This window comes from Streptomyces olindensis (assembly GCF_040645895.1).
Lineage (GTDB): Bacteria > Actinomycetota > Actinomycetes > Streptomycetales > Streptomycetaceae > Streptomyces > Streptomyces olindensis.
Genome location: NZ_JBEYZD010000108.1, coordinates 1 through 19,051, shown reverse-complemented (window position 1 = coordinate 19,051; position 19,051 = coordinate 1). Strand labels below are relative to the sequence as shown.

The following is a 19,051-nucleotide window of genomic DNA, read 5'->3' as shown; positions in this document are numbered from 1 at the left end:
CCTCGTCCGCGGCCGTGCGCCGCTGGTCCGGAGCGGCGGCGCGGTGCTCGTCGTGCGAGGCCGTGCGCCGCTGATCCGGAGCGGCGGCGCGGTGCTCGTCGTCCGGGGCCGTGTCCAGCCGTCCCACCAGTCGGTCGGGTTCCTCCGTGAACGCCCGTATCAGCCGGTGCAACGCGGTCGCGATGCCGGTCACCGTCGCGTGGTCGAGGGCCGTCGGCTGGTGGCTGAAGGTCAGGGTGAGCCGGTCGCCGGGCAGGGCGGTGAGGGTGAGCGGGTAGTGGGTGGCGTCGCGGACCGACACCTCGGTCATGCGGGGTCCGTCGGGCCCGAGCGCGCGGGCGATGCCGTCGTCGTCGATGGGATAGCTCTCGAACACCAGCAGGGTGTCGAAGAGGAGGCCCTGCCCGGTGGCCCGCTGGATGCCGGCGAGCCCGAGGTGCTGGTGGCCCAGCAGCGCCGCCTGCTCGGACTGGATGCGCCGGAGGAGGTCGGCGAGCGGCTCGGCGGGGCGTAACCGCACGCGGACCGGCAGGGTGTTGATGAACAGTCCGACCATCGACTCGATGCCGGGGACGTCGGCGTCGCGGCCGGAGACGGTGGCGCCGAGGACGACGTCCAGCCGGCCGGTGTGCCGGGCGAGGAGCACCGCCCACAGCCCCTGGAGCACCGTGCTGACGGTCACCCCGTTGGCGCGGGCGGTGGCGGTGAGGGCCGTGGTCTCCCGCTCGGAGAGTTCCACGACGTGCCGCCCGGGCTGCCCGGCGGGGAGGTCCTGGGCCTCGGGGGCGATGAGGGAGGGTTCGTCGAGGCCGTCCAGGGCCGCCTGCCAGGCCTGTTCGGCGGCGGCGCGGTCCTGGCGGGACAGCCAGGCGAGATAGTCGCGGTAGGGCCGGACCGGGGGCAGGGCGGCCGGGTCGCCGCCCGAGGTGTAGAGCCCGAACAGCTCGCGGACCAGCACGGGCGCGGACCAGCCGTCCCACAGGAGGTGGTGCGAGGAGACCAGCAGCCGGTGGTCCAGGGCCCCGAACGCCACGAGCCGGATGCGCAGCAGCGGCGGGCGGGCGAGGTCGAAGCGGATCTCGCGGTCCCGGGCGAGCAGGTCCTCGAACGCGGCCTGCCGCTCGGCCGGCGGCAGGCCGGACAGGTCGGTGGCGCGCCAGGGCGTCCGGATGCCGCCGGCGATCACCTGCACCCGCCGGCCCGACCGCTGGGTGCGGAAGGCGGCCCGCAGGTTGGCGTGCCGGGCCAGGAGGGCGTCGGCCGCCGCGCGCAACCGGCCCTGGTCCAGCGGCCCTTCGAGCCGGATGACCAGCTGTCCGGTGTAGACGTCCCGGGCCTGCTCGTCGTACAGGGCGTGGAAGACCATGCCCTCCTGCGTCGGCGACAGCGGAAGGACGTCCTCCACGACCGGCCGGGGCGCCATCAGTCGCCGGCTCCGCGCATCGCCTCGGCCAGGCTGCGGGGGCGCATGTCCGTCCAGTTCCGCTCGATGTGCTCCAGGCAGGCGGCCCGGGTGTCCGGGCCGTGCACGCTCTCCCAGCCGGCCGGTACGGGCGCGAAGTCGGGCCACAGCGAGTACTGGCCCTCGTCGTTCACCAGGACGCGGAAGACGCCGCTGTCGTCGTCGAACGGGTTGGCCATGGCTCAGTTCCTCTCCTGCTGGGTGAAGGCTCCCGAGTACTGGTCGGGCGCCCCGGGGACCGGCTCGGCCGGGTCCGCGCCGAGGGCGAGGATCCGGTTGGCCTTGTCGACGTGGACGACCCGGGGCCGGTGGGCGGCCCGTTCGGACTCGTCGAGCACGGCGAACGACATGATGATCACGAGGTGGCCGGGGTGGACGAGGTGGGCGGCGGCCCCGTTGACGCCGATGACGCCGGTGCCGCGTGCGCCGGTGATGGCGTAGGTGGTGAGCCGGGCGCCGTTGTCGATGTCGACCACGTGGACCTGCTCGCCCTCGGTGATGTCGGCTGCGTCCATGAGGTCCTGATCGATGGTCAGGGACCCTACGTAGTGCAGATCGGCCTGGGTGACGGTGGCTCGGTGGATCTTGCCGTTGAGCAAGGTGCGCTGCACCATGACCCCCTGAGGAGTAGCACTTAGGTGAGGCTAACCTAAATCAACATCGCCGTGTCGGGAAGAACGGCTACGCGGAACAGTTGCGGAAGAACTCCAGAAGCACGCGGTTCACTTCGTCCGGGCGCTCCAGATAGCCGTAGTGGCCGCAGCCCTTGATCTCCTGGTAGAGGGCGCCGGGGACGGCCTCGGCGACCTCGCGGCTCAGACGGGGCGGCAGGACGAGGTCGTCCGCGAAGCCGATCACCAGGCAGGGCACGTCGATCGCCCGGTAGGCGTCGAGCCGCCCCTCGGGGACCTCCAGGTCGAGCTGGGCCCGTACACCCGGCCCGCCGGGCTCCGGCGACAGCTCGAACAGCTCCAGCCAGTCCCGGACCCGCTGTTCGTCGTCGAGGGTGGCGGGCGAGAGGTTCCGCACGGCCCGCACCCAGGCCGCGTAGGCAGGGGGCAGCTCCACCCCGCTGTCGTACAGGGCGCGTTCGGCCGCGGCGGTGGCGGAGCGCAGGGCGTCGGTCCTGCCCCGGGTGGCCATCAGCACGCCCTGCCGCACGAGCCGGGGCCGGCGCAGCATCAGCTCCTGGACGACGTACGCCCCCATCGAGACGCCGACGAGGCGGCAGGGTGCGAGGCCGAGGTGCTCGACGAGACCCGCCGTGTCGGCCACGAGGTCGTCGATGGTGAAGCCCCCGGGGCACTCCTCGCTCGGCGGGACGCCCCGGTTGTCGAAGGTGACCACGCGGTGTCCGGCCTCGACCAGGGCGGGCACCTGGTGGAGGTGCCAGGCGCGTCCCCGGGCGCCCTGGCCCATGACCAGGAGCACGGGCTCGCCGTGGCCGGTGTCGTCGTAGTGGATCCGGACTCCGTCGATGGTCGTGCTCGGCATGGCCCTCCTCGCGGGCGCGGCGTCAGTCGGCGGCGGGTGACGTCTCGGCGGGCGCCGCGCGTCCGTCACCGGCGGGCGGCCCCTGGAGGGTGGCCTTGCGCAGCCCCGGCAGGGCGAGGGCGACCGCCGCCACTCCGGCCAGGCACACCACTCCGCCGACGACGGCGGCGCCGGCCGAGGAGCCGAGCGCCCGGGCCACCAGGCCGGCCTCCACGTTGCCCACGGAGGGGCCGGCGGTGGCCTGGGCGAGCCAGAGGCTGCCGACCCGGCCCTGGAGGCGGTCCGGCGTGTAGTGCTGGAGCAGGGCCCGGCGCAGGATCTCGGAGACGGTGTCGCCGAGGCCCGCGAGGGCCAGGAAGACCAGTGCGGTCCACAGGGTGGGGCTCAGGCCGAAGCAGGTGATCGCCAGGCCCCACAGCGCGACCGCGCCGATCAGGGCGCGTCCGGTGTGGTGGATCCGGCCGGTCCAGCCGCTGGCCAGGGCCCCGCAGAACGAGCCGACCGCGGGGGCGGTGTAGAGCAGGCCGACGGTGGAGGGTCCGCCGCCGAAGTGCTCGGTGCCCAGTTCCGGGAAGAGCGCGTACGGCATGGCGAAGACCACGGCGCACACGTCGATCAGCAGCAGCCCGGCGACGACCTGGTTGCCGCGCAGGAAGCGCAGGCCCTCGCCCATGGCCTTGAGCGGGTGCTGCGGCTCCCCGGCCCCCTCGGGCGCGAGGCGGGGGAGCGGGGCGAGCAGGGCGAGGCCCACGACGTAGATGACGGCGTCGGCCGCGAAGCACAGCGCGACCCCCGGCCCGGCCGCGATGACGCCCGCGAGGGAGGGCCCGGCCATGGCGCCGAGCTGGGCGGTGAGGGTCATCAGCGCCCCGGCGGCCGCGAGTTGGCCCGGCGCGACCAGGGCCGGGGCGGCGGCCATCAGGGCGGGTCCGCCGAGACCACTGGCGCCGCCCGCGAGGACGGCCGCGACGAACACGAACCACAGCTGCGGGTCGGGCAGGGCCGCGTTCACCGCGAGACCCGTGATCACCACGGCGGTCGCGGCCCGGGTGACGAGCACGATCCGGCGCCGGTCGACCCGGTCGGCGAGCACACCGCCCGCGACCAGCCCGACCAGCAGCGACAGCCCCAACGACAGGCTCATCAGGCCGACCTGGACCGAGGACCCGGTCAGCTCGTAGACCTGGATGCTGGCCGCGACCGAGGTGAGGTGCGTGCCCAGCATGGAGATCGCCTGGGTGGCGAACAGCAGCCGGAAGTGCCTGCTCGCTCTCAGGGGGGTGACATCGACGACGACTTCTCCCAGTCGCACCTTCGCACCTAACTCCTCAGGGACGGCGCGGCGAGCGGCGCCGGTTGCGCGGGGACGACGTAGGGGGCGACGCTGCGGAGTTTCTCGCAGGTCTCCTCCAGTTCCCGGGCGGGAGTCGACCCGGCGAGGATACCGGCGCCGGCCCGCAGCCAGGTGCGGCCGTCCTCCTCGAAGAGGCTGCGCAGGACCAGGGCCGCGTCGAGCGAGCCGTCGCTGCCCGCCATGAGGGCCGCGCCGCTGTAGACGCCGCGCGGTTCCGTCTCCAGCCGGGCTATGCAGTCGTACGCCTGCGCCTTCGGGATGCCGGAGGCGGTCACGGCCGGGAAGACGGCCCGCAGCACGTCCCAGGCGGTGGCGCCCTCGGCGAGCTGTCCGTGCACGCTGGAGCCGAGGTGCTGGACCGAGCCGCGCCGGCGCACGCTCAGCAGGTCGCGCACGGAGACGGTGCCCGGGCGGCACACGGTGGCCATCTCCTCCTCCGCCAGTTTCACGGAGAGCACGTGCTCGGAGATCTCCTTGGGATCGGCGAGGAGTTCGGCGCGCAGCCGCTCGTCCTCCTGCTCGCCGAAGCCGCGGGCGCGGGTCCCGGCGAGCGGCTGGGTGAGGGCCCGGCCGTCCGCCCCGACCTCGGCGACGGTCTCGGGGCTGAAGCCGACGACCCGGCGTCCGCCGAGGTTCATCAGGTAGGAGCGGGCGGGGGTGTTGTGGGACCGGCCGTGCACGTAGGTGGCGGTGAAGTCGACCGGGAACGGCACCGGGACGGTCCGGGAGAGGATGACCTTCTGCAGTTCGCCGGCCCGGATCTCCTCGATGGCGCGGGCCACGAGGCCGGGGTAGGTGCCGTCGGTGTCCGCCACGTCGATCGGCCGGGCCTCCACCGGCTCACGGGTGACGGGGGCGGCCAGCAGGGCCATTAACGCCCGGAGCGTCTCCGGGTCCGTACTGCGCACCTCGGCCTCGCCCTGACGGAGCCTCACCTCGCTCTGCGGGACGACGAGGTGGAGGAGCCGCCCGTCCCCGGCCCGGTCGGGCCGGCCGGCGTTCAGGTGCGAGAACTCGTAGGCCATCCAGCCGTAGGCGCGCCAGCCCTCGACGGCCATCCGGTCGAGCTGTTCCTGGACTTGGCGCAGGGGGTGCGGGCCGAGCGGGACCGCGGCGTCCTCGGTGAGCAGGCGGCGGCGGACTTCGGAGCGGTCGACCACGACCTCACCGAGCGCGCCTCCGGCGAACCACCATTCGCCTTCCCTCTCGTAGACCACGTACTGGTCGAACAGTCCCGACTCCGCCAGCCTGGCGGCCAGCAGGACGGGGTCTCCCGGCAGTTCCGTCCGCGCGCTCCGGTACCGCAGCAACGACTACCTCCCGAGCTTAGGTTAACCTAACCTAAGGTAAGACCCTAGCCTCCGCCCCGAACTCTCGTCCAGGCTTGACCCCGATCTTCCATTAGGGAAGCCTTTCCTAAACAGCAGGCGGGAGTTGAGGATGCTCGACGGTTGGGTGCCCTGGCCGGAAGAGGTCGCGGAGAGGTATCGGGCCGAGGGGTTCTGGGAGGGCCGGCCGCTGGACCGGCTGCTGCGGGACCGGGCCGAACGCGACCCGGAGCGCATCGCGCTCGTGGACGCGGCGGGCGACCGGTGGTCGTACGCCGAACTCGACGCCCGCGCCGACCGGCAGGCCGCGGGACTGCGCCGGCTCGGCATCGGCGCCGGGGACCGCGTGGTGGTCCAACTCCCCAACACGGACGCCTTCGTGGTGCTGTTCTTCGCGCTGCTGCGGGCCGGCGCGATACCGGTGCTGACGCTGCCCGCGCACCGGGAGAGCGAGATCGTCCACGTCGCCGAGACGTCCGGCGCGAAGGCGTACGCGATCCCGGACACCCACGACCACTTCGACCACCGGGCCCTCGCCCGGGCCGTGCGCAAGGCCGTGCCCGGCGTGGAGCACGTCCTGGTGGCCGGTGATCCCCAGGAGTTCACCGCGCTCGGCGACGTCGACGCCGCCCCGGTCCCGCTAGCCGTGCCCGACCCCTCGGACGTGGCCGTGCTGCTGCTGTCCGGCGGCACCACGGGCAAGCCGAAGCTCATCCCGCGCACCCACGACGACTACGCCTACAACGTCCGTGCCAGCGCCGAGGTCTGCGGCTTCGACAGCTCCACCGTCTACCTGGTGGTGCTGCCGACCGCGCACAACTTCGCGCTCGCCTGCCCCGGCCTGCTCGGCACGCTGTACGCCGGCGGCACCGTCGTCCTCTCCCCCACGCCCAGCCCCGAGGACGCCTTCGCGCTGATCGAGCGGGAGAGGGTCACCGTCACCGCCGTGGTCCCGCCGATCGCCCTGCTCTGGCTGGACGCCGTGGAGTGGGAGGAGGCCGACCTGTCGTCCCTGCGGCTGCTCCAGGTCGGCGGCTCCAAGCTGGGCGCCGAACCCGCGGCCCGGGTCGGACCCGCCCTCGGCTGCGCCCTCCAGCAGGTCTTCGGCATGGCCGAGGGCCTCCTCAACTACACGCGCCTGGACGACCCGCCGGAACTCGTCGCCGAGACCCAGGGCCGCCCGATGTCCCCGGCCGACGAGATCCGGGTGGTGGACGAGGACGGCCACGACGTGCCGCCCGGCGGCACCGGTGAACTGCTCACCCGCGGCCCCTACACCCTGCGCGGCTACTACCGCGCGCCCGGGCACAACGCCCGCTCCTTCACCGACGACGGCTACTACCGCACCGGCGACCTGGTGCGCGTCCTGCCCTCCGGGCACCTGGTCGTCGAGGGCCGGGCCAAGGACCAGATCAACCGGGGCGGCGACAAGATCTCCGCCGAGGAGCTGGAGAACCACCTCCTCGCCCACCCCGCCGTGCACGACGCGGCCGTGGTCGGCATGCCCGACGCGACCATGGGCGAACGCACCTGCGCCTACCTCGTGCTCCGCGGCCAGGCGGCCCCCACCCAGCGGGACCTGGCCGCGTTCCTCACCGAACGGGGCGTCGCCGCCTACAAGCTGCCCGACCGGGTGGAAGTGGCCGACGCCTTCCCCAGGACCTCCGTCGGCAAGATCGACAAGAAGGAGCTGGGCCGCAGGATCGCCGCACGACTGCGCGCGGAGGGCAGCGGTGCCGGCTGAGACCACCGCTCCGGCCCGCCCGGAGAAGCCCTCCCCGGCGCCGCCCGCCCGCCGCCGGACCTCCACCCGCACCCTCGCCGTCCTGGGCGCCCTGCTGCTCCTCCTCGCGGCCGTCCTGCTCAGCCTGGCCATCGGGTCGCGGTCGCTGCCGGTCTCCGTCGTCGTGGACGCGCTGCGGCACGACGACGGCTCGACCGCCGCCTCCGTCATCTGGGACGTGCGGGTGCCGCGCACCCTGGCCGGCATCGCCGCGGGTGCCGCACTCGGTGTCGCGGGCGCGCTCATCCAGGCGCTCACCCGCAACCCGCTGGCCGACCCCGGCCTGCTCGGCGTCAACGCCGGCGCCGCCACCGGCGTCGTCCTGTCCCTCACCGTGCTGGGGCTGACCAGCCTGTGGGCCTCCGTGTGGTTCGCGCTGGCGGGCGCGGTGGTGGCGGGCCTGCTCGTGTACACGCTGGCCTCGGGCGGACGCGGCGGCGCCACGCCCGAACGGCTCGCGCTCGGCGGCGCGGTGATCGCCGCGGTGTTCACCGGGATCAGCCAGACCCTGATGCTGCTCGACGCGCAGGCCCTGGACCAGCTGCGGTTCTGGAGCGTGGGCTCGCTCGCGCGGGCCGACAGCGCCACGCTGACGACCATCACGCCGTTCGTCGCCGTGGGCCTGGTGCTGGCCCTCGGCCTGGTCCGGCCGCTCAACGCGATGGCCCTCGGCGACGACGCCGCCCGCTCGCTCGGCGCCCATCTGCACCGCACCCGCTTCCTCGGGCTGCTCGCCGTCACGCTGCTGTGCGGCGCGGCGACCTCGGCCGTCGGCCCGCTGGTGTTCGTCGGTCTCGCCGTCCCGCACATGGCCCGCATGATCGCCGGCGCCGACCAGCGCTGGACGCTCCCGCTGTCGCTGCTGCTGGCCCCGGCGCTGCTGCTGTTCGCGGACGTCCTCGGCCGGGTCGCCGTCCGCCCCGACGAACTCGACGCGGGCGTGGTCACGGCGGTCGTCGGGGCGCCGGTGTTCATCGCGCTCGTACGGCACCGCAGGGTGGTGGCCGCGTGACGACGCAGACCCCGGCGCCCGCCGGGCTCCCCGCCCGGACCCACGTCGTGCGGAGCCGCTCCCAGCGCCTGTCCCTGCGGCTGGACGTGCGCGCCCTGACGGTCTGCGTGCTCGTGCTGGCCGCCACGGCCGGAGTGGGCGTCCTCGCCCTGGGCACCGGCGAGTACGCGATCTCCCCGGCGGACGTGGTCCGGACCCTGCTGGGCAACGGCAGCCGCCGGACCGACTTCGTCGTGGGCGAACTGCGTCTGCCCCGGCTGCTCACCGGCATCCTCGTCGGAGCCGCCCTCGGGGTGAGCGGCGCGCTCTTCCAGAGCCTGTCCCGCAACCCGCTCGGCAGCCCGGACATCGTCGGCTTCACCTACGGCTCGGCCACCGGCGGGCTGCTGGTCGTGCTGGTCGCGGGCGGCACCGGCGGGCAGGTGGCGCTCGGGGCGGTGGGCGGGGGCCTGGCGACGGCCGTCCTGGTGTACGTCCTCGCCTGGCGGCACGGCATCCACGGGTTCCGGCTGGTCCTCGTCGGCATCGGCGTCAGCGCCCTGCTCCAGGGGGTCAACGCCTACCTGCTGGCCAAGGCGCGGTTCACCGAGGCCGCGCAGGCCATGGTGTGGCTCAACGGCAGCCTCAACGGCCGGGGTTGGCAGGACGTGCGGCCCGCCGCGCTCGGGCTGCTGGTGGTCCTGCCGCTGATCGTGTGCGTGGCGGGCCGGCTGAAGATCCTGGAGATGGGCGACGACGTCGCGGGCGGGCTCGGGGTGTCCGTGCAGCGCACCCGGCTGGTGATGCTGGTCCTCGCCACGGCGGCCTGCGCGGTCGCCACCGCGGCGGCCGGGCCGATCCCGTTCGTCGCCCTCATCGCGCCCCAGCTGGCCCGGCGCCTCACCCGGCAGCCCGGCCCGAACCTCCTCGCCGCCACCTGCACCGGCGCGCTCCTCGTGGTCACCGCGGACTTCGCCTCCCAGCACCTCCACGAGTCGGCCCAGCTCCCGGTCGGCGTGGTGACCGCGGTGGTCGGCGGCCTGTACCTGGGCCTGCTCCTGCGCCGGCAACGGCGGGCCGGACGCATCTGAGGGCGTCGTGGTCCGGCTCACCGGATGGCCCGCCGCCACCTGGGCACTCGGGTGGTACCGGCTCGCGGGGGCGCCGAGCGTGCGCCCGGTGTGAGCCGGTACCTTGCTGGGAAGGCCACTGCGGGGAGAAGCACATGACCGATCCGACGACCACAGACGCGGACGCCCTCCGTCCGCTCCCGAAGGACGGGAAGCCCTCGGGTGGGCCCGGCCGGCTCCTGGGCGCCGTCATGGGCGATCTCAGGGCCGTGGACGGCGCCCTGTACGCGGCGGTGGCCGCCACCCCCACGCCCACCCTCGACCGGACGCTGCGCCACCTGTCGCACGCGGCGGACCACTCGAAGATCTCCTTCACCATCGCCGCCGCCCTGGCACTGGCCGGCAAGCGGCCGCGCAGGGCCGCGCTCGCCGGCGTCGGCGCGATCGCCGTGGCCTCGGCCTCCGCCAACCTGCTCGGCAAGCGCCTGGTGCGCCGGGCCCGGCCGGACCGGGAGGCCGCCCGGGTGACGGTGGACCGGCACGTCCGGATGCCGACGTCGGCCTCGTTCCCCTCGGGGCACACGGCGTCGGCGGTCGCGTTCGCCACCGCCGTCGGCGTGGTCCTGCCCCCGGCGGCGGTGCCGCTCGGGGCGCTGGCGGGCGCCGTCGGCTACTCCCGCATCCACACCGGCGTGCACTACCCGGGCGATGTGGCGGCCGGCGCGGTCCTCGGCATCGCGAGCGCCGCGGCGGCGCTGGCGGCGGCAGCGGCCACTCCCTCCGCGAGGACACAGGCGCTTCTCACGGCGGCCCGCTCGTGGCCGCGCATCAGCATCACCGACTCCCTGCGCCGGTGAGCCGCCGGGCGGCCGGGCACGGGGAGGCTTCACCCCGCGCCCGGCTCCCGGCTCCCGGCTCCCGGCTCCCGGCTCCCGGCTCCCGCAGTGCTGACGGCCCGTCAGCCGAAGTCCCTCAAGGCCCGGTAGGGCGGCGGGCTACGGAACGGGAACGGCGGCGGACCGCCGGACGTCGACGGCCGTGAGCGCCAGGGCCAGCGGGCCTGGGACCAGGAAGGCCAGCGGCAGCAGCATCCAGGCGCACAGCGCGGCCGTCGCCACGGCGAGCAGGACCAGCCCGCTGCCGCCCACGTCCGCCACGGCGTCCCGGCCCGCCCCGCGCAGCGCCGCCCGCCAGTCGGTGACCGACTCCGGGCGTCCGCAGGCGCGCAGGCCGACGACCGCGGCGCAGGCGCCGATGCCGGCGGCAGCCACCGCGAACAGCGGCGCCCCGGGCAGGCCCGCCCCGGCCAGGGCCAGGTCCGCGGCGAGCAGCAGCAGACCCGCCAGCGCGACGGCTCCCGCCAGCAGATCACCGGCCCGCAGGCGCTCGCGCAGCAAGGCGGCGTACCGTCCGGCCGTGACGGGCCGGTCCTGCCCCGCCCCGCGCAGCACGGCACACGCCGTCGACAGCGCGGCCGGGGCCGTCACCAGCGGCAGGCACGCCACCGAGGTGACGAGTCCGACGCTCAGCACGTCCGCGAACAGGGTCATGCGCGGCCCGAACACCTCGCCGGCCTCACGAGTCGGCATCCCGCTCACCCCTTCAGTCCGGAGCTGGCCATGCCCTCCACCAGGAACCGCTGGAAGGCGAGGAAGAACAGCACGATCGGCAGCAGCGCGATCACCGACAGGGCGAACATCGGGCCGAAGGCGGAGGTGCTGGAGGCGTCCACGAAGGAGCGCAGCGCGAGCGTCAGGGTGAACTTGTCCGGGTCGAAGAGGTAGATGAGCTGGGTGAAGAAGTCGTTCCAGGTCCAGATGAACGTGAAGATGGCGGTGGTGATCAGGGCCGGCCGGGTGAGCGGCAGCACGACCTGGAAGAAGCTGCGGAACGGGCCGCAGCCGTCGATCCGGGCCGCCTCCTCCAGCTCGCGCGGCAGCCCGCGCATGAACTGCACGATGAGGAAGACGAAGAACGCCTCGGTGGCGAGGAACTTCGGCAGGATCAGCGGCCAGTAGGTGTTCACCAGGTTCAGCTGGTTGAAGATGATGTACTGCGGGATCAGCACCGCGTGGTGCGGCAGCATGATCGTGGCGATCATGAACGCGAACAGCGGCCCGCGCAGCCGGAACCGCAGCCGGGCGAAGGCGTAGGCGGCCAGCGAGCAGCTGATGACGTTGCCGATGACCGCGCCGCCCGCGATGAGCAGCGAGTTGCCGAGCAGCCGCCAGATGGAGACGTCGTTCACGCCCTCCAGGGCAGTCTGGTAGTTCGCCCACTCCAGGTGGCTGGGCAGCAGGTTCAGGCTGGCGATGACCTCGTCGGCGGGCTTGAGCGAGGTGGCCAGCAGCCAGGCCAGCGGGTAGAGCATCACCAGCAGGGCGGCCAGGCAGCCGAGGTGCAGGGCGATGCGGCCCCAGCGGACGGGTGTGCGGGGCGCGGTGGTCGGGACGGCGGTCATCGGTCCCCCTCGGAGGCGTAGAAGACCCAGGAGCGCGAGGTGCGGAACAGCACCGCCGTGACGACGCCGATCACGACGAGCAGCACCCAGGCCATGGCGGAGGCGTATCCCATGTGGGAGGCGACGAAGCCGCGGTCGTAGAGGTACATGGTGTAGACGAGGGTCGAGTCGGCGGGTCCGCCCTTGCCCGCGCTGACCGCGAAGGCGGGGGTGAACACCTGGAAGGCCTGGATGGTCTGCAGGACGAGGTTGAAGAAGATCACCGGGGAGAGCATCGGCACGGTGACCGACAGGAACTGCCGCCACTTCGAGGCCCCGTCGCAGGCCGCCGCCTCGTACAGCTCGGCGGGGATCTGCTGGAGCCCGGCGAGGAAGATGACCATCGGCGCGCCGAACTGCCACACCGTCAGCAGGGCGACGGCGAGCAGCGCCCAGCCGGGCTTGTTGACCCAGCCGCCGGTGCCGAACAGGTTGTCCACGGTGCCGCCGTCGTTGAAGATCGCCCGCCAGACCAGGGCGATCGACATCGACGCGCCGAGCAGGGAGGGCGCGTAGAACGCGGAGCGGTAGAAGGCCTTGCCGCGTTTCATGCCCTTCAGGGCGAGCGCCACGACGAGGGCGAGGGCCAGTTGCAGGGGCACGGCGACGACGACGTACGTCAGGGTCGTCACGACCGAGCGCCAGTAGCGGGGGTCCTCGGTGAACATCTGCACGTAGTTGCGCAGGCCCACCCACTTGGGCGGGGTGAACAGGTCGTAGTCGGTGAACGACAGGTACAGCGACACGGCCATCGGCAGCAGCGTCAGCACGACCGCGCCGAGGACCCACGGGGAGAGGAACACCCAGGCGGCGCCCTCGCGTTCGCGCCTGGGGCGGCGTTTCGGGGCGGGGGCGGGGGCGCGTTCCGCCTCCGCGGGAATCGCGGTGGTGGTCATGACCTCAGCTCCGCCTTCGCCTCGGTGACGTAGTTCTCGGCCGCCTCGCGGGGCGACATGCGCGCGTAGGAGACCTGGTCGTAGTCGCGCTGGAAGGTGCTCTGGAGGGCGTTGTCGCCCGCCGGCGGTGCCTGGGGCGGGTCGTGGAGCTTGCCCTCCAGGGACGCCTGGAAGTCGGCGATGGTCCTGTCGAAGTCCTTGAGCTGCGGGCCGATCTCGTCGCGGATGGTCTCGTTGACGGGGATGCCGCGGCTCGCGCCGAGGATCTCCGCGGCCTGCCGGTCGTTGATCAGGAAGTCGACGAGCCGCGCCGCCTCCTTCGGATGGGCGGTGTTCGCGGAGACGCCGACGAACATGGACGGCTTGAAGTACTGGCCGGGTGTGCCGTCCTCGCCCGTCGGCATGGGGGCGAGGGCGACGCCGGTCGGGACGAGGGCGAGGAAACCGCTCGCCGGGGCGTCCCAGTTGGCGTCGGTGACGGACTTGCCGCGCCCGAGGGGCGTGTTCTCGACGGAGCCGTCGAGCTGGGTGGTCTGCTCGGCGGGCGAGACGGCGCCCTCGCGGCGCAGCCCGTCGGTGAAGCTCCACCAGCGGGTGAGGTCGTCGGCGGTGAAGCCGAGCCCGCCGTCCTCGGTGTAGAGGGCCTTGCCCTGGCCGCGCAGCCAGACCTCGAAGGCGTCCTCGCTCTGGCCGGGGTCGGTCGCCCCGGGCTTGCCGGTCTTCTTCGCGAGGGCGCGCATGATGTCGGCCCACTGGCTCCAGGTCCAGCTGTCGCCGGGGAGGGGAACGCCCGACTTCTTCCAGGTCCGGACGTCGTAGGCGACGGTCTCGGTGCCGCGGCCCTGCGGGATCGCGTACTGGACGTCGTCGACGCGGCCGGTGGCGAGCAGGCCCTGGTCTATCTCGGAGGTGCGCAGGACGGACTTCTGCTTCCCCAGGTCGAGCAGGACGCCGCCGGAGGCGTACTGGTCGATCTGGCGGTAGTCCAGCTGCATCACGTCCGGGGCGTCGCCGCCGGCGGCCTGGGTGGCGAGCTTCTGCTTGTAGGCGTCGTAGCCGGAGAACGACGTCGCCACGTCGATGTCCGGGTGCTGTTTCTCGAACAGCGCGACGGCCTGCTCGGTGCGTTCCGCGCGGTCGGGGTTGCCCCACCACGTGTAGCGCAGCACGACCTTGCCGCCGCCGGCGGACTCGCCGGGTCCTCCGCAGCCCGCCAGCACGGCGCACAGTGCCAGTGCGGCGGCCGACGCGCAGAACCCCTTTGTCCTGTGTCCGGGCATGCCGAGGTCACTCCTCTCCTCGGAGTTGTGGTTGAGCCCCCCTCAGTTCCCCCCGGATCGCCCTGCGGCTATTCCGCCTGGTACGGCAGTGTGGTGCCGGGCAGTGCGTACTCGTCGCGGCGGCCGCACATGCCGAAGCCGCCGAGCCGGGTGGGCGCGGCCTCGTGGGCCGTGGCGTCACCGAGGTAGGCGGGCTCGCCGGCGGCCAGCGCGTCGAGCTGGGCGCCGGTGCGTTCGGCGGTGGCCAGGGCGCCGGCCTGCCACAGGGCGCGCCAGGTGGGCACCTTGTCCCGCACGAGGCGGGCGGCGGCGCGCTGGAACTCCCGGTAGGGGCCGTTGTCCCCGGCGACGAGCGCCTCGCGCAGGGCGAGGTAGCCCTCGACGGCGAGATCCCTGCGGCGGCGGGCGGCCGCCGCCGTCTCCGGTCCGGTGCCGGGCGGCAGGGCGGCCGCGGCGGCGTACTTCTCCGGGTCGGCGAGCACCTCGGGCGGGAAGGTGAACACGGCGTCCCCCGCCTCGGGCAGGCCGCTGTTCTGCATCAGCACGGTGATGCGCAGGTCGCCGCCCTGCACCATGCGGTGCACGGTGCCCGGCGTGAACCAGGCGACGGAGCCGGCCGCCAGGGGGATGTCCCGGTAGCCGTCGGGGCTCAGCGTCTGCACCGCGCCCCGGCCGCCGGTGACGACGTACGCCTCGGTGCACACCAGGTGCAGATGGGGGCTGCCGCCGCAGACGCCGTCGGCGGCCTCCCAGTCGTAGGCGCTCAGATGGGACAGGCCGACCGCTCCGGGCAGCGGGTGCGGGAGCGCCGGCTTCGGTTCGCTCACCACGGCAGACCCCCCAGGTAGGTGCCGACCCGGTCGCGGTCCCAGGCGCCGTCGGCGACGACGATGCGGTAGCGGTACGCGAAGGACTCGCCCGGGGGCAGCTCGAACTCCTCGAAGAACGCCCAGGAGAAGGCGACCGTCGGGAACGGCTCGGAGCGGACGAACCAGTGGGACTCGTGGATCGCGGACGTCTCGTCGAGGTTCTCGGGGGCGTGCGCGAAGACCAGGGTGGAGTGGCCGTCGACATCGTCGTGCTCGGTGGTGAACGCGAGCCACGGCCCCTGGGTGCCCATCAGCTTCCCGGCGTCGGCGTCGGTGTCCGGGGCGAAGACCGTGCCGCCGGTGAAGTCGCGCGGGCCGCGCCACTGGAGTCCGGTGTAGCCGGCCATCTCACGGCCCGCGGTGGTCGGGGAGCCGAAGGCCAGTGGTGCGGAGCGGGTGTTGGTGAGGCGGATCGACCAGTCGAGGGCCCAGGCGCCGGTCTCCTCGTCCACCCCGTGCACGGTCAGCCCGCGCACTTCGCGCGCCCACTCCTCGCCGCCGTTCTCGATCCAGGTGAGGTCCTCGGTGAAGGAGAGGCGGTCGTCCTCGACGGTGAAGGCGGAGAAGCCGTCGTGCCGCATCGAGCCGACCCGCTCCGGCAGGGGGAGGTAGCCCTGGCCGTGGACGTAGCAGTTGCCGCCCCAGAAGTTCTGGCCGGACAGATGGCTCGCGGTCATCTGCAGGCCCTTGTGCCAGCGGTGGTCGTTCGGGCGGTAGCCGGTGACCGTGCGGCCGGACAGGGTGCGCACGGGATGGGCGTAGGGCTTGCGGGACTCGAAGGGATCCGGGTCGGGGCGGTAGACGTAGCGGAGGATCTCCGTGCCGTTCGCCGCCGTGACGGCGATGTCCTCGCCGTGCGTGTGGGTGACGCGGATGCTCATGCGCGCTCCTTGGGGGCCCAGTCGGGGTACTCGCCGTGCATGGCCTCGTAGAACGGGTCGCCGGGGCCGATCTCCCCCGCGTGCACGGATCGGCCGGTGAACGCCGCCTTGTACAGGGCGGCGGCGAATTCGAGGGTGGCGCGGGCGTCCCGGCCGCTGCCCGGTGGCCGGCTGCCGCTGTCGTAGGCGTCGAGGAGCGCGCCGAGCTGGGCCGTGTGCGAGCTCGGCACGTCGTGCGCGGGGGTGCGCCAGGCGATGGCGCGGTCGGAGGCGACGTGCGGGGCCGGGGTGTAGACCCAGCTGTCGTTGCTGTGGCCGTACAGGTGGGTGAGCTCCACGGTGGCGTCCGCGCAGTCGATGCGGATGCGGCTCACCTCGTCCGGGGAGAGCACGCTGTTGACGACGGTGGCGAGGGCGCCGCTCCGGAAGCGCACCAGGGCGGTGGAGACGTCCTCGCTCTCGGTGTCGTGCACGAGCCGGGCCGCCATCGCCCGGATCTCCTCCCACTCGCCCAGCAGGTGCAGCAGCAGGTCGTACTGGTGGATGCCGTGGCCCATGGTGGGGCCGCCGCCCTCGCTGGCCCACTTCCCGCGCCACGGCACCGCGTAGTAGGCGGCGTCCCGGTGCCAGGTCGTCTGGCAGTGCGCGACCAGCGGGGCGCCCAGCTCGCCGCTCGTGATCAGCTCGCGGGCGTGCACCGCGCCGGAGCCGTAGCGGTGCTGGAAGACGACCGCCGCGTAGGCGCCCGTGGCCTCCTCGGCGGCGGCGATCTCGTCGTACTCGGCGAGCGACAGGGTGAGCGGCTTCTCGCACAGCACCCAGGCACCGGCCTTGAGGGCGGCCACCGTCTGGTCCCGGTGCAGGGAGGGCGGCGTGCCGATGAGGACCAGGTCGGGTCGGACGGCGTCCAGCATCGCGTCCACCGAGGTGTACCCGGCGACCTGCTCGCCGGCCAGCTCGCGGAAGGCGTCGAGCCGCTCCTGGTCCACGTCGACGGCGGCGACCAGTTCCACCCGGTCGGCGTGGGCCCGCAGCGCGGGCAGGTGGCTGCCGCCGACGATGGCTCCGGTGCCGACGACGGCCACGCGGCGGCGGGTGGGAGTCCCTGGGGACACGGTCATGCGGCGCTCCTCGGACGGCCGGCGGACACACGCTTGGAAAGCGCTTGCACTCGGAAGGTGACCCTAGGCGGGAGAGAATGTCTGGACAACCCCCCTGCACGGACCTGCACAAGGTCTGCCCGCGCGTTCTCCCAGCTTGGGGCGGAGATCGCGGTGGGCGCCGAGGCCGGGGAAACGGTGTTCCCCCGCCTTCCTGCGGGGGTATACCCCACCGGGAAGCGGCTGCCAGCCGGAGTGATCAGGCGGTGGGCCCCTTCCTACCCTTCTGTCGCACACCCCCTTCATCCCCTTCATCGGCATGTCCCTGCCATGCCGTGGGGTATCCGCGACAGGAAGGACACCACGTGTTATCCCGCCTCCCGGGAACCGCGAGGAGAGCCGCCCTCGCCCTGACAGCCGGGGCTCTCGCCGTCACGGCGCTGCCGGCCACGGCCGCCGAGCGAGCCCCCGGCCCCGACCCTCTCGCCCGCTTTCACGAGCAGCGCCTGACCTGGAAGAGCTGCGTGCTGGGCCCGGACGACACGACCGGCAAGGAACTGCGGCAGGCCGGCGCCCGCTGCGCCGACGTGACCGTCCCGCTGGACTACGCGGATCCCGGCGGCCGCACGATCACCGTCGCGATCTCCCGGATCCGCGCCACCGACACCGGCCGCCGTGTCGGACCGCTGCTCCTCAACGGCGGCGGCCCCGGCGGGCCCTCGCTCGGTGACGGGCCGTGGGTGCGCGAGGCGATGAAGGACGTGGCCGCGCGGTACGACGTGGTCGGCGTGGACCCCCGTTTCATCGGCCGCAGCACACCGCTGGACTGCCGCTGGCCGACCGGCTCGGCGTGGCGCGGCGCGGGTTCGGACCGGGCCGGCTTCGACCGCATGGCCGCGTTCGCGAAGGACCTCGCCGAGCGCTGCCGCCGCCACGCCGGCGACGAACTCCCGCACGCCACCACCCGCAACACCGCGCGCGACATGGACGTCGTCCGGGCCGCGCTCGGCGAGCGGCGGATCTCCTACCTGGGCTACTCGTACGGCAGTTACCTCGGCGAGGTGTACACCTCGATGTTCCCGGGCCGCACCGACCGGGTCGTCCTGGACGGGGTGATCGACCCGGCCCGCTACACCGCCCGGCTGTGGCGGGACGTCGGCCCGGTCAACCAGCGGGCCCTGAAGGGGTGGGCCTCCTGGGCGGCCGCCCGTGACGCGGCCTACGGGCTGGGCCGGACGCGGGGCGAGGTGCTGGCCACCGTGGAACGGATCCGGGCCGCCGCCGCCCGCACCCCGCTGCGGCTCGGCGACCACCGGCTGGACGAGCACGTGATGCCGGTCGTCGTCCTCAACGGCCTCTCCATGCACCACGACACCCCCTACGGGGACTTCGCCCAGGGCATGCGGGACCTGCTGCGCGCGTCGCAGGGGCAGCGGGTGACACCGTCGCCGTGGCTCGCCGGGGTGCTCGAGTTCGTGCTCACGGGCACCGACTCCCCCTACGGCAGCGCGCAGACGGCGATCATCTGCGGCGACAACGCCGCCCCGCGTGATCCCGAGGTGTACTGGCGCGACGTCCAGCGCACCCGCGCGCGGGACCCGCTCTTCTCGCCCCTCACGCAGAACATCAACCCGTGCGCCTCCTGGGACCGGCCGCGCGAGCGTCCCACCACCGTCCGGGACGACCTGCCGGCCCTCCTCGTCAACGCCACCGGGGACCCGCGCACCTACTACGACGGCGCCACGACGGTCCGCGCCCTGTGGCCCTCCTCGCGCCTGGTCACCCTGCGCGGCGCGGACCAGCACGGGGTGTACGGCGTCTACGGCTCACCGTGCGTCGACGACACGGTCAACGCGTACCTGGCCACGGGACGCCTGCCGGCCCGGGACGTGGACTGCGCGGCGCGCGCCCGCGGGTGACGCGTGCCGCGCGCACGCGGCACGGGGCGTGACGGGGAGCCGCACACCGGCACGGCGCGTGACGCGGAGCGCACACCGGCACTGACTGTGCGTACGCCATCTACACCTGGTGAACCGACGGCAT

18 protein-coding genes are annotated in these 19,051 nt (G+C 73.8%); 5 read left to right on the top strand and 13 right to left on the bottom strand.

The window, feature by feature from the left end; all coding sequences use genetic code 11:
* The 6 genes from ABZ948_RS38395 to ABZ948_RS38370 all read right to left on the bottom strand — a co-directional run.
* The coding region (locus tag ABZ948_RS38395; protein ID WP_359767681.1) for a condensation domain-containing protein at nt 1-1,423 on the bottom strand (1,423 nt) is incomplete at its 3' end.
* On the bottom strand, nt 1,423-1,641 hold the full coding sequence (locus ABZ948_RS38390) for an MbtH family protein (protein WP_114250393.1): 219 nt from the start codon (nt 1,639-1,641) through the stop codon (nt 1,423-1,425). The genes ABZ948_RS38395 and ABZ948_RS38390, both read right to left, overlap by 1 nt.
* A 3-nt stretch (nt 1,642-1,644) precedes the next feature.
* Nucleotides 1,645-2,076, bottom strand: coding sequence for an aspartate 1-decarboxylase (gene panD, locus ABZ948_RS38385; protein WP_389622380.1), 432 nt, complete (start codon nt 2,074-2,076; stop codon nt 1,645-1,647).
* 67 nt (nt 2,077-2,143) lie between these two features.
* A complete protein-coding gene (locus ABZ948_RS38380; RefSeq protein ID WP_359767678.1) occupies nt 2,144-2,956 on the bottom strand; it encodes an alpha/beta fold hydrolase in 813 nt (270 codons plus the stop codon).
* Between the two features lie 22 nt (nt 2,957-2,978).
* Nucleotides 2,979-4,268: an enterobactin transporter EntS gene (gene entS / locus ABZ948_RS38375; RefSeq protein ID WP_359767676.1), complete on the bottom strand. Its 1,290-nt coding sequence runs from the start codon at nt 4,266-4,268 to the stop codon at nt 2,979-2,981.
* 8 nt (nt 4,269-4,276) lie between these two features.
* Nucleotides 4,277-5,620 (bottom strand): salicylate synthase, encoded by a 1,344-nt coding sequence (locus ABZ948_RS38370; protein ID WP_359767674.1) that lies wholly within the window; start codon nt 5,618-5,620, stop codon nt 4,277-4,279.
* Nucleotides 5,621-5,750: 130 nt separating this feature from the next.
* On the opposite strand from ABZ948_RS38370, the gene ABZ948_RS38365 reads away from it, so the two are divergent.
* The 4 genes from ABZ948_RS38365 to ABZ948_RS38350 all read left to right on the top strand — a co-directional run bounded on the left by ABZ948_RS38365 (nt 5,751) and on the right by ABZ948_RS38350 (nt 10,339).
* Nucleotides 5,751-7,382: a (2,3-dihydroxybenzoyl)adenylate synthase gene (locus tag ABZ948_RS38365; protein WP_359767672.1), complete on the top strand. Its 1,632-nt coding sequence runs from the start codon at nt 5,751-5,753 to the stop codon at nt 7,380-7,382.
* Nucleotides 7,372-8,433, top strand: coding sequence for a FecCD family ABC transporter permease (locus ABZ948_RS38360; RefSeq protein WP_359767670.1), 1,062 nt, complete (start codon nt 7,372-7,374; stop codon nt 8,431-8,433). Before ABZ948_RS38365 ends, ABZ948_RS38360 begins: the two co-directional genes overlap by 11 nt.
* A gap of 80 nt (nt 8,434-8,513) precedes the next feature.
* Nucleotides 8,514-9,503 (top strand): FecCD family ABC transporter permease, encoded by a 990-nt coding sequence (locus ABZ948_RS38355; RefSeq protein WP_359767683.1) that lies wholly within the window; start codon nt 8,514-8,516, stop codon nt 9,501-9,503.
* 134 nt (nt 9,504-9,637) lie between these two features.
* Nucleotides 9,638-10,339 (top strand): phosphatase PAP2 family protein, encoded by a 702-nt coding sequence (locus ABZ948_RS38350; RefSeq protein WP_359767668.1) that lies wholly within the window; start codon nt 9,638-9,640, stop codon nt 10,337-10,339.
* A gap of 138 nt (nt 10,340-10,477) precedes the next feature.
* On the opposite strand, the gene ABZ948_RS38345 is transcribed toward ABZ948_RS38350, so the two are convergent.
* The 7 genes from ABZ948_RS38345 to ABZ948_RS38315 form a co-directional block, all read right to left on the bottom strand.
* Nucleotides 10,478-11,071, bottom strand: coding sequence for a hypothetical protein (locus tag ABZ948_RS38345; RefSeq protein ID WP_359767666.1), 594 nt, complete (start codon nt 11,069-11,071; stop codon nt 10,478-10,480).
* A gap of 5 nt (nt 11,072-11,076) precedes the next feature.
* Nucleotides 11,077-11,943, bottom strand: a complete 867-nt coding sequence (locus ABZ948_RS38340; RefSeq protein ID WP_359767664.1) for a carbohydrate ABC transporter permease — start codon at nt 11,941-11,943, stop codon at nt 11,077-11,079.
* The gene (locus ABZ948_RS38335; protein WP_359767662.1) at nt 11,940-12,878 is read right to left on the bottom strand and encodes a carbohydrate ABC transporter permease; all 939 of its coding nucleotides are present in this window, start codon (nt 12,876-12,878) and stop codon (nt 11,940-11,942) included. Before ABZ948_RS38335 ends, ABZ948_RS38340 begins: the two co-directional genes overlap by 4 nt.
* Entirely contained in the window at nt 12,875-14,158 is a 1,284-nt protein-coding gene (locus ABZ948_RS38330) for an ABC transporter substrate-binding protein (RefSeq protein WP_359767660.1), read from the bottom strand. The genes ABZ948_RS38335 and ABZ948_RS38330 overlap by 4 nt, the downstream gene beginning before the upstream one ends.
* 68 nt (nt 14,159-14,226) lie before the next feature.
* Nucleotides 14,227-14,988 (bottom strand): cupin domain-containing protein, encoded by a 762-nt coding sequence (locus ABZ948_RS38325; protein ID WP_359767658.1) that lies wholly within the window; start codon nt 14,986-14,988, stop codon nt 14,227-14,229.
* Nucleotides 14,982-15,908, bottom strand: a complete 927-nt coding sequence (locus ABZ948_RS38320) for a DUF6807 domain-containing protein (RefSeq protein ID WP_359767656.1) — start codon at nt 15,906-15,908, stop codon at nt 14,982-14,984. The genes ABZ948_RS38325 and ABZ948_RS38320 overlap by 7 nt, the downstream gene beginning before the upstream one ends.
* The gene (locus ABZ948_RS38315; protein ID WP_359767654.1) at nt 15,905-17,029 is read right to left on the bottom strand and encodes a Gfo/Idh/MocA family protein; all 1,125 of its coding nucleotides are present in this window, start codon (nt 17,027-17,029) and stop codon (nt 15,905-15,907) included. The genes ABZ948_RS38320 and ABZ948_RS38315 overlap by 4 nt, the downstream gene beginning before the upstream one ends.
* A 344-nt stretch (nt 17,030-17,373) precedes the next feature.
* Between ABZ948_RS38315 and ABZ948_RS38310 the strand changes: the two genes are divergently transcribed.
* The gene (locus tag ABZ948_RS38310; protein ID WP_359767652.1) at nt 17,374-18,927 is read left to right on the top strand and encodes an alpha/beta hydrolase; all 1,554 of its coding nucleotides are present in this window, start codon (nt 17,374-17,376) and stop codon (nt 18,925-18,927) included.
* The last annotated feature ends 124 nt before the right edge of the window (nt 18,928-19,051 follow it).

Coding starts and splice junctions, on each gene's coding strand:
- ABZ948_RS38390 (WP_114250393.1), bottom strand. CDS start 1,641: ATGGCCAACCCGTTCGACGACGACAGCGGCGTCTTCCGCGTCCTGGTG.
- panD (WP_389622380.1), bottom strand. CDS start 2,076: ATGGTGCAGCGCACCTTGCTCAACGGCAAGATCCACCGAGCCACCGTC.
- ABZ948_RS38380 (WP_359767678.1), bottom strand. CDS start 2,956: ATGCCGAGCACGACCATCGACGGAGTCCGGATCCACTACGACGACACC.
- ABZ948_RS38365 (WP_359767672.1), top strand. CDS start 5,751: ATGCTCGACGGTTGGGTGCCCTGGCCGGAAGAGGTCGCGGAGAGGTAT.
- ABZ948_RS38350 (WP_359767668.1), top strand. CDS start 9,638: ATGACCGATCCGACGACCACAGACGCGGACGCCCTCCGTCCGCTCCCG.
- ABZ948_RS38345 (WP_359767666.1), bottom strand. CDS start 11,071: ATGCCGACTCGTGAGGCCGGCGAGGTGTTCGGGCCGCGCATGACCCTG.
- ABZ948_RS38340 (WP_359767664.1), bottom strand. CDS start 11,943: ATGACCGCCGTCCCGACCACCGCGCCCCGCACACCCGTCCGCTGGGGC.
- ABZ948_RS38335 (WP_359767662.1), bottom strand. CDS start 12,878: ATGACCACCACCGCGATTCCCGCGGAGGCGGAACGCGCCCCCGCCCCC.
- ABZ948_RS38330 (WP_359767660.1), bottom strand. CDS start 14,158: ATGCCCGGACACAGGACAAAGGGGTTCTGCGCGTCGGCCGCCGCACTG.
- ABZ948_RS38320 (WP_359767656.1), bottom strand. CDS start 15,908: ATGAGCATCCGCGTCACCCACACGCACGGCGAGGACATCGCCGTCACG.
- ABZ948_RS38315 (WP_359767654.1), bottom strand. CDS start 17,029: ATGACCGTGTCCCCAGGGACTCCCACCCGCCGCCGCGTGGCCGTCGTC.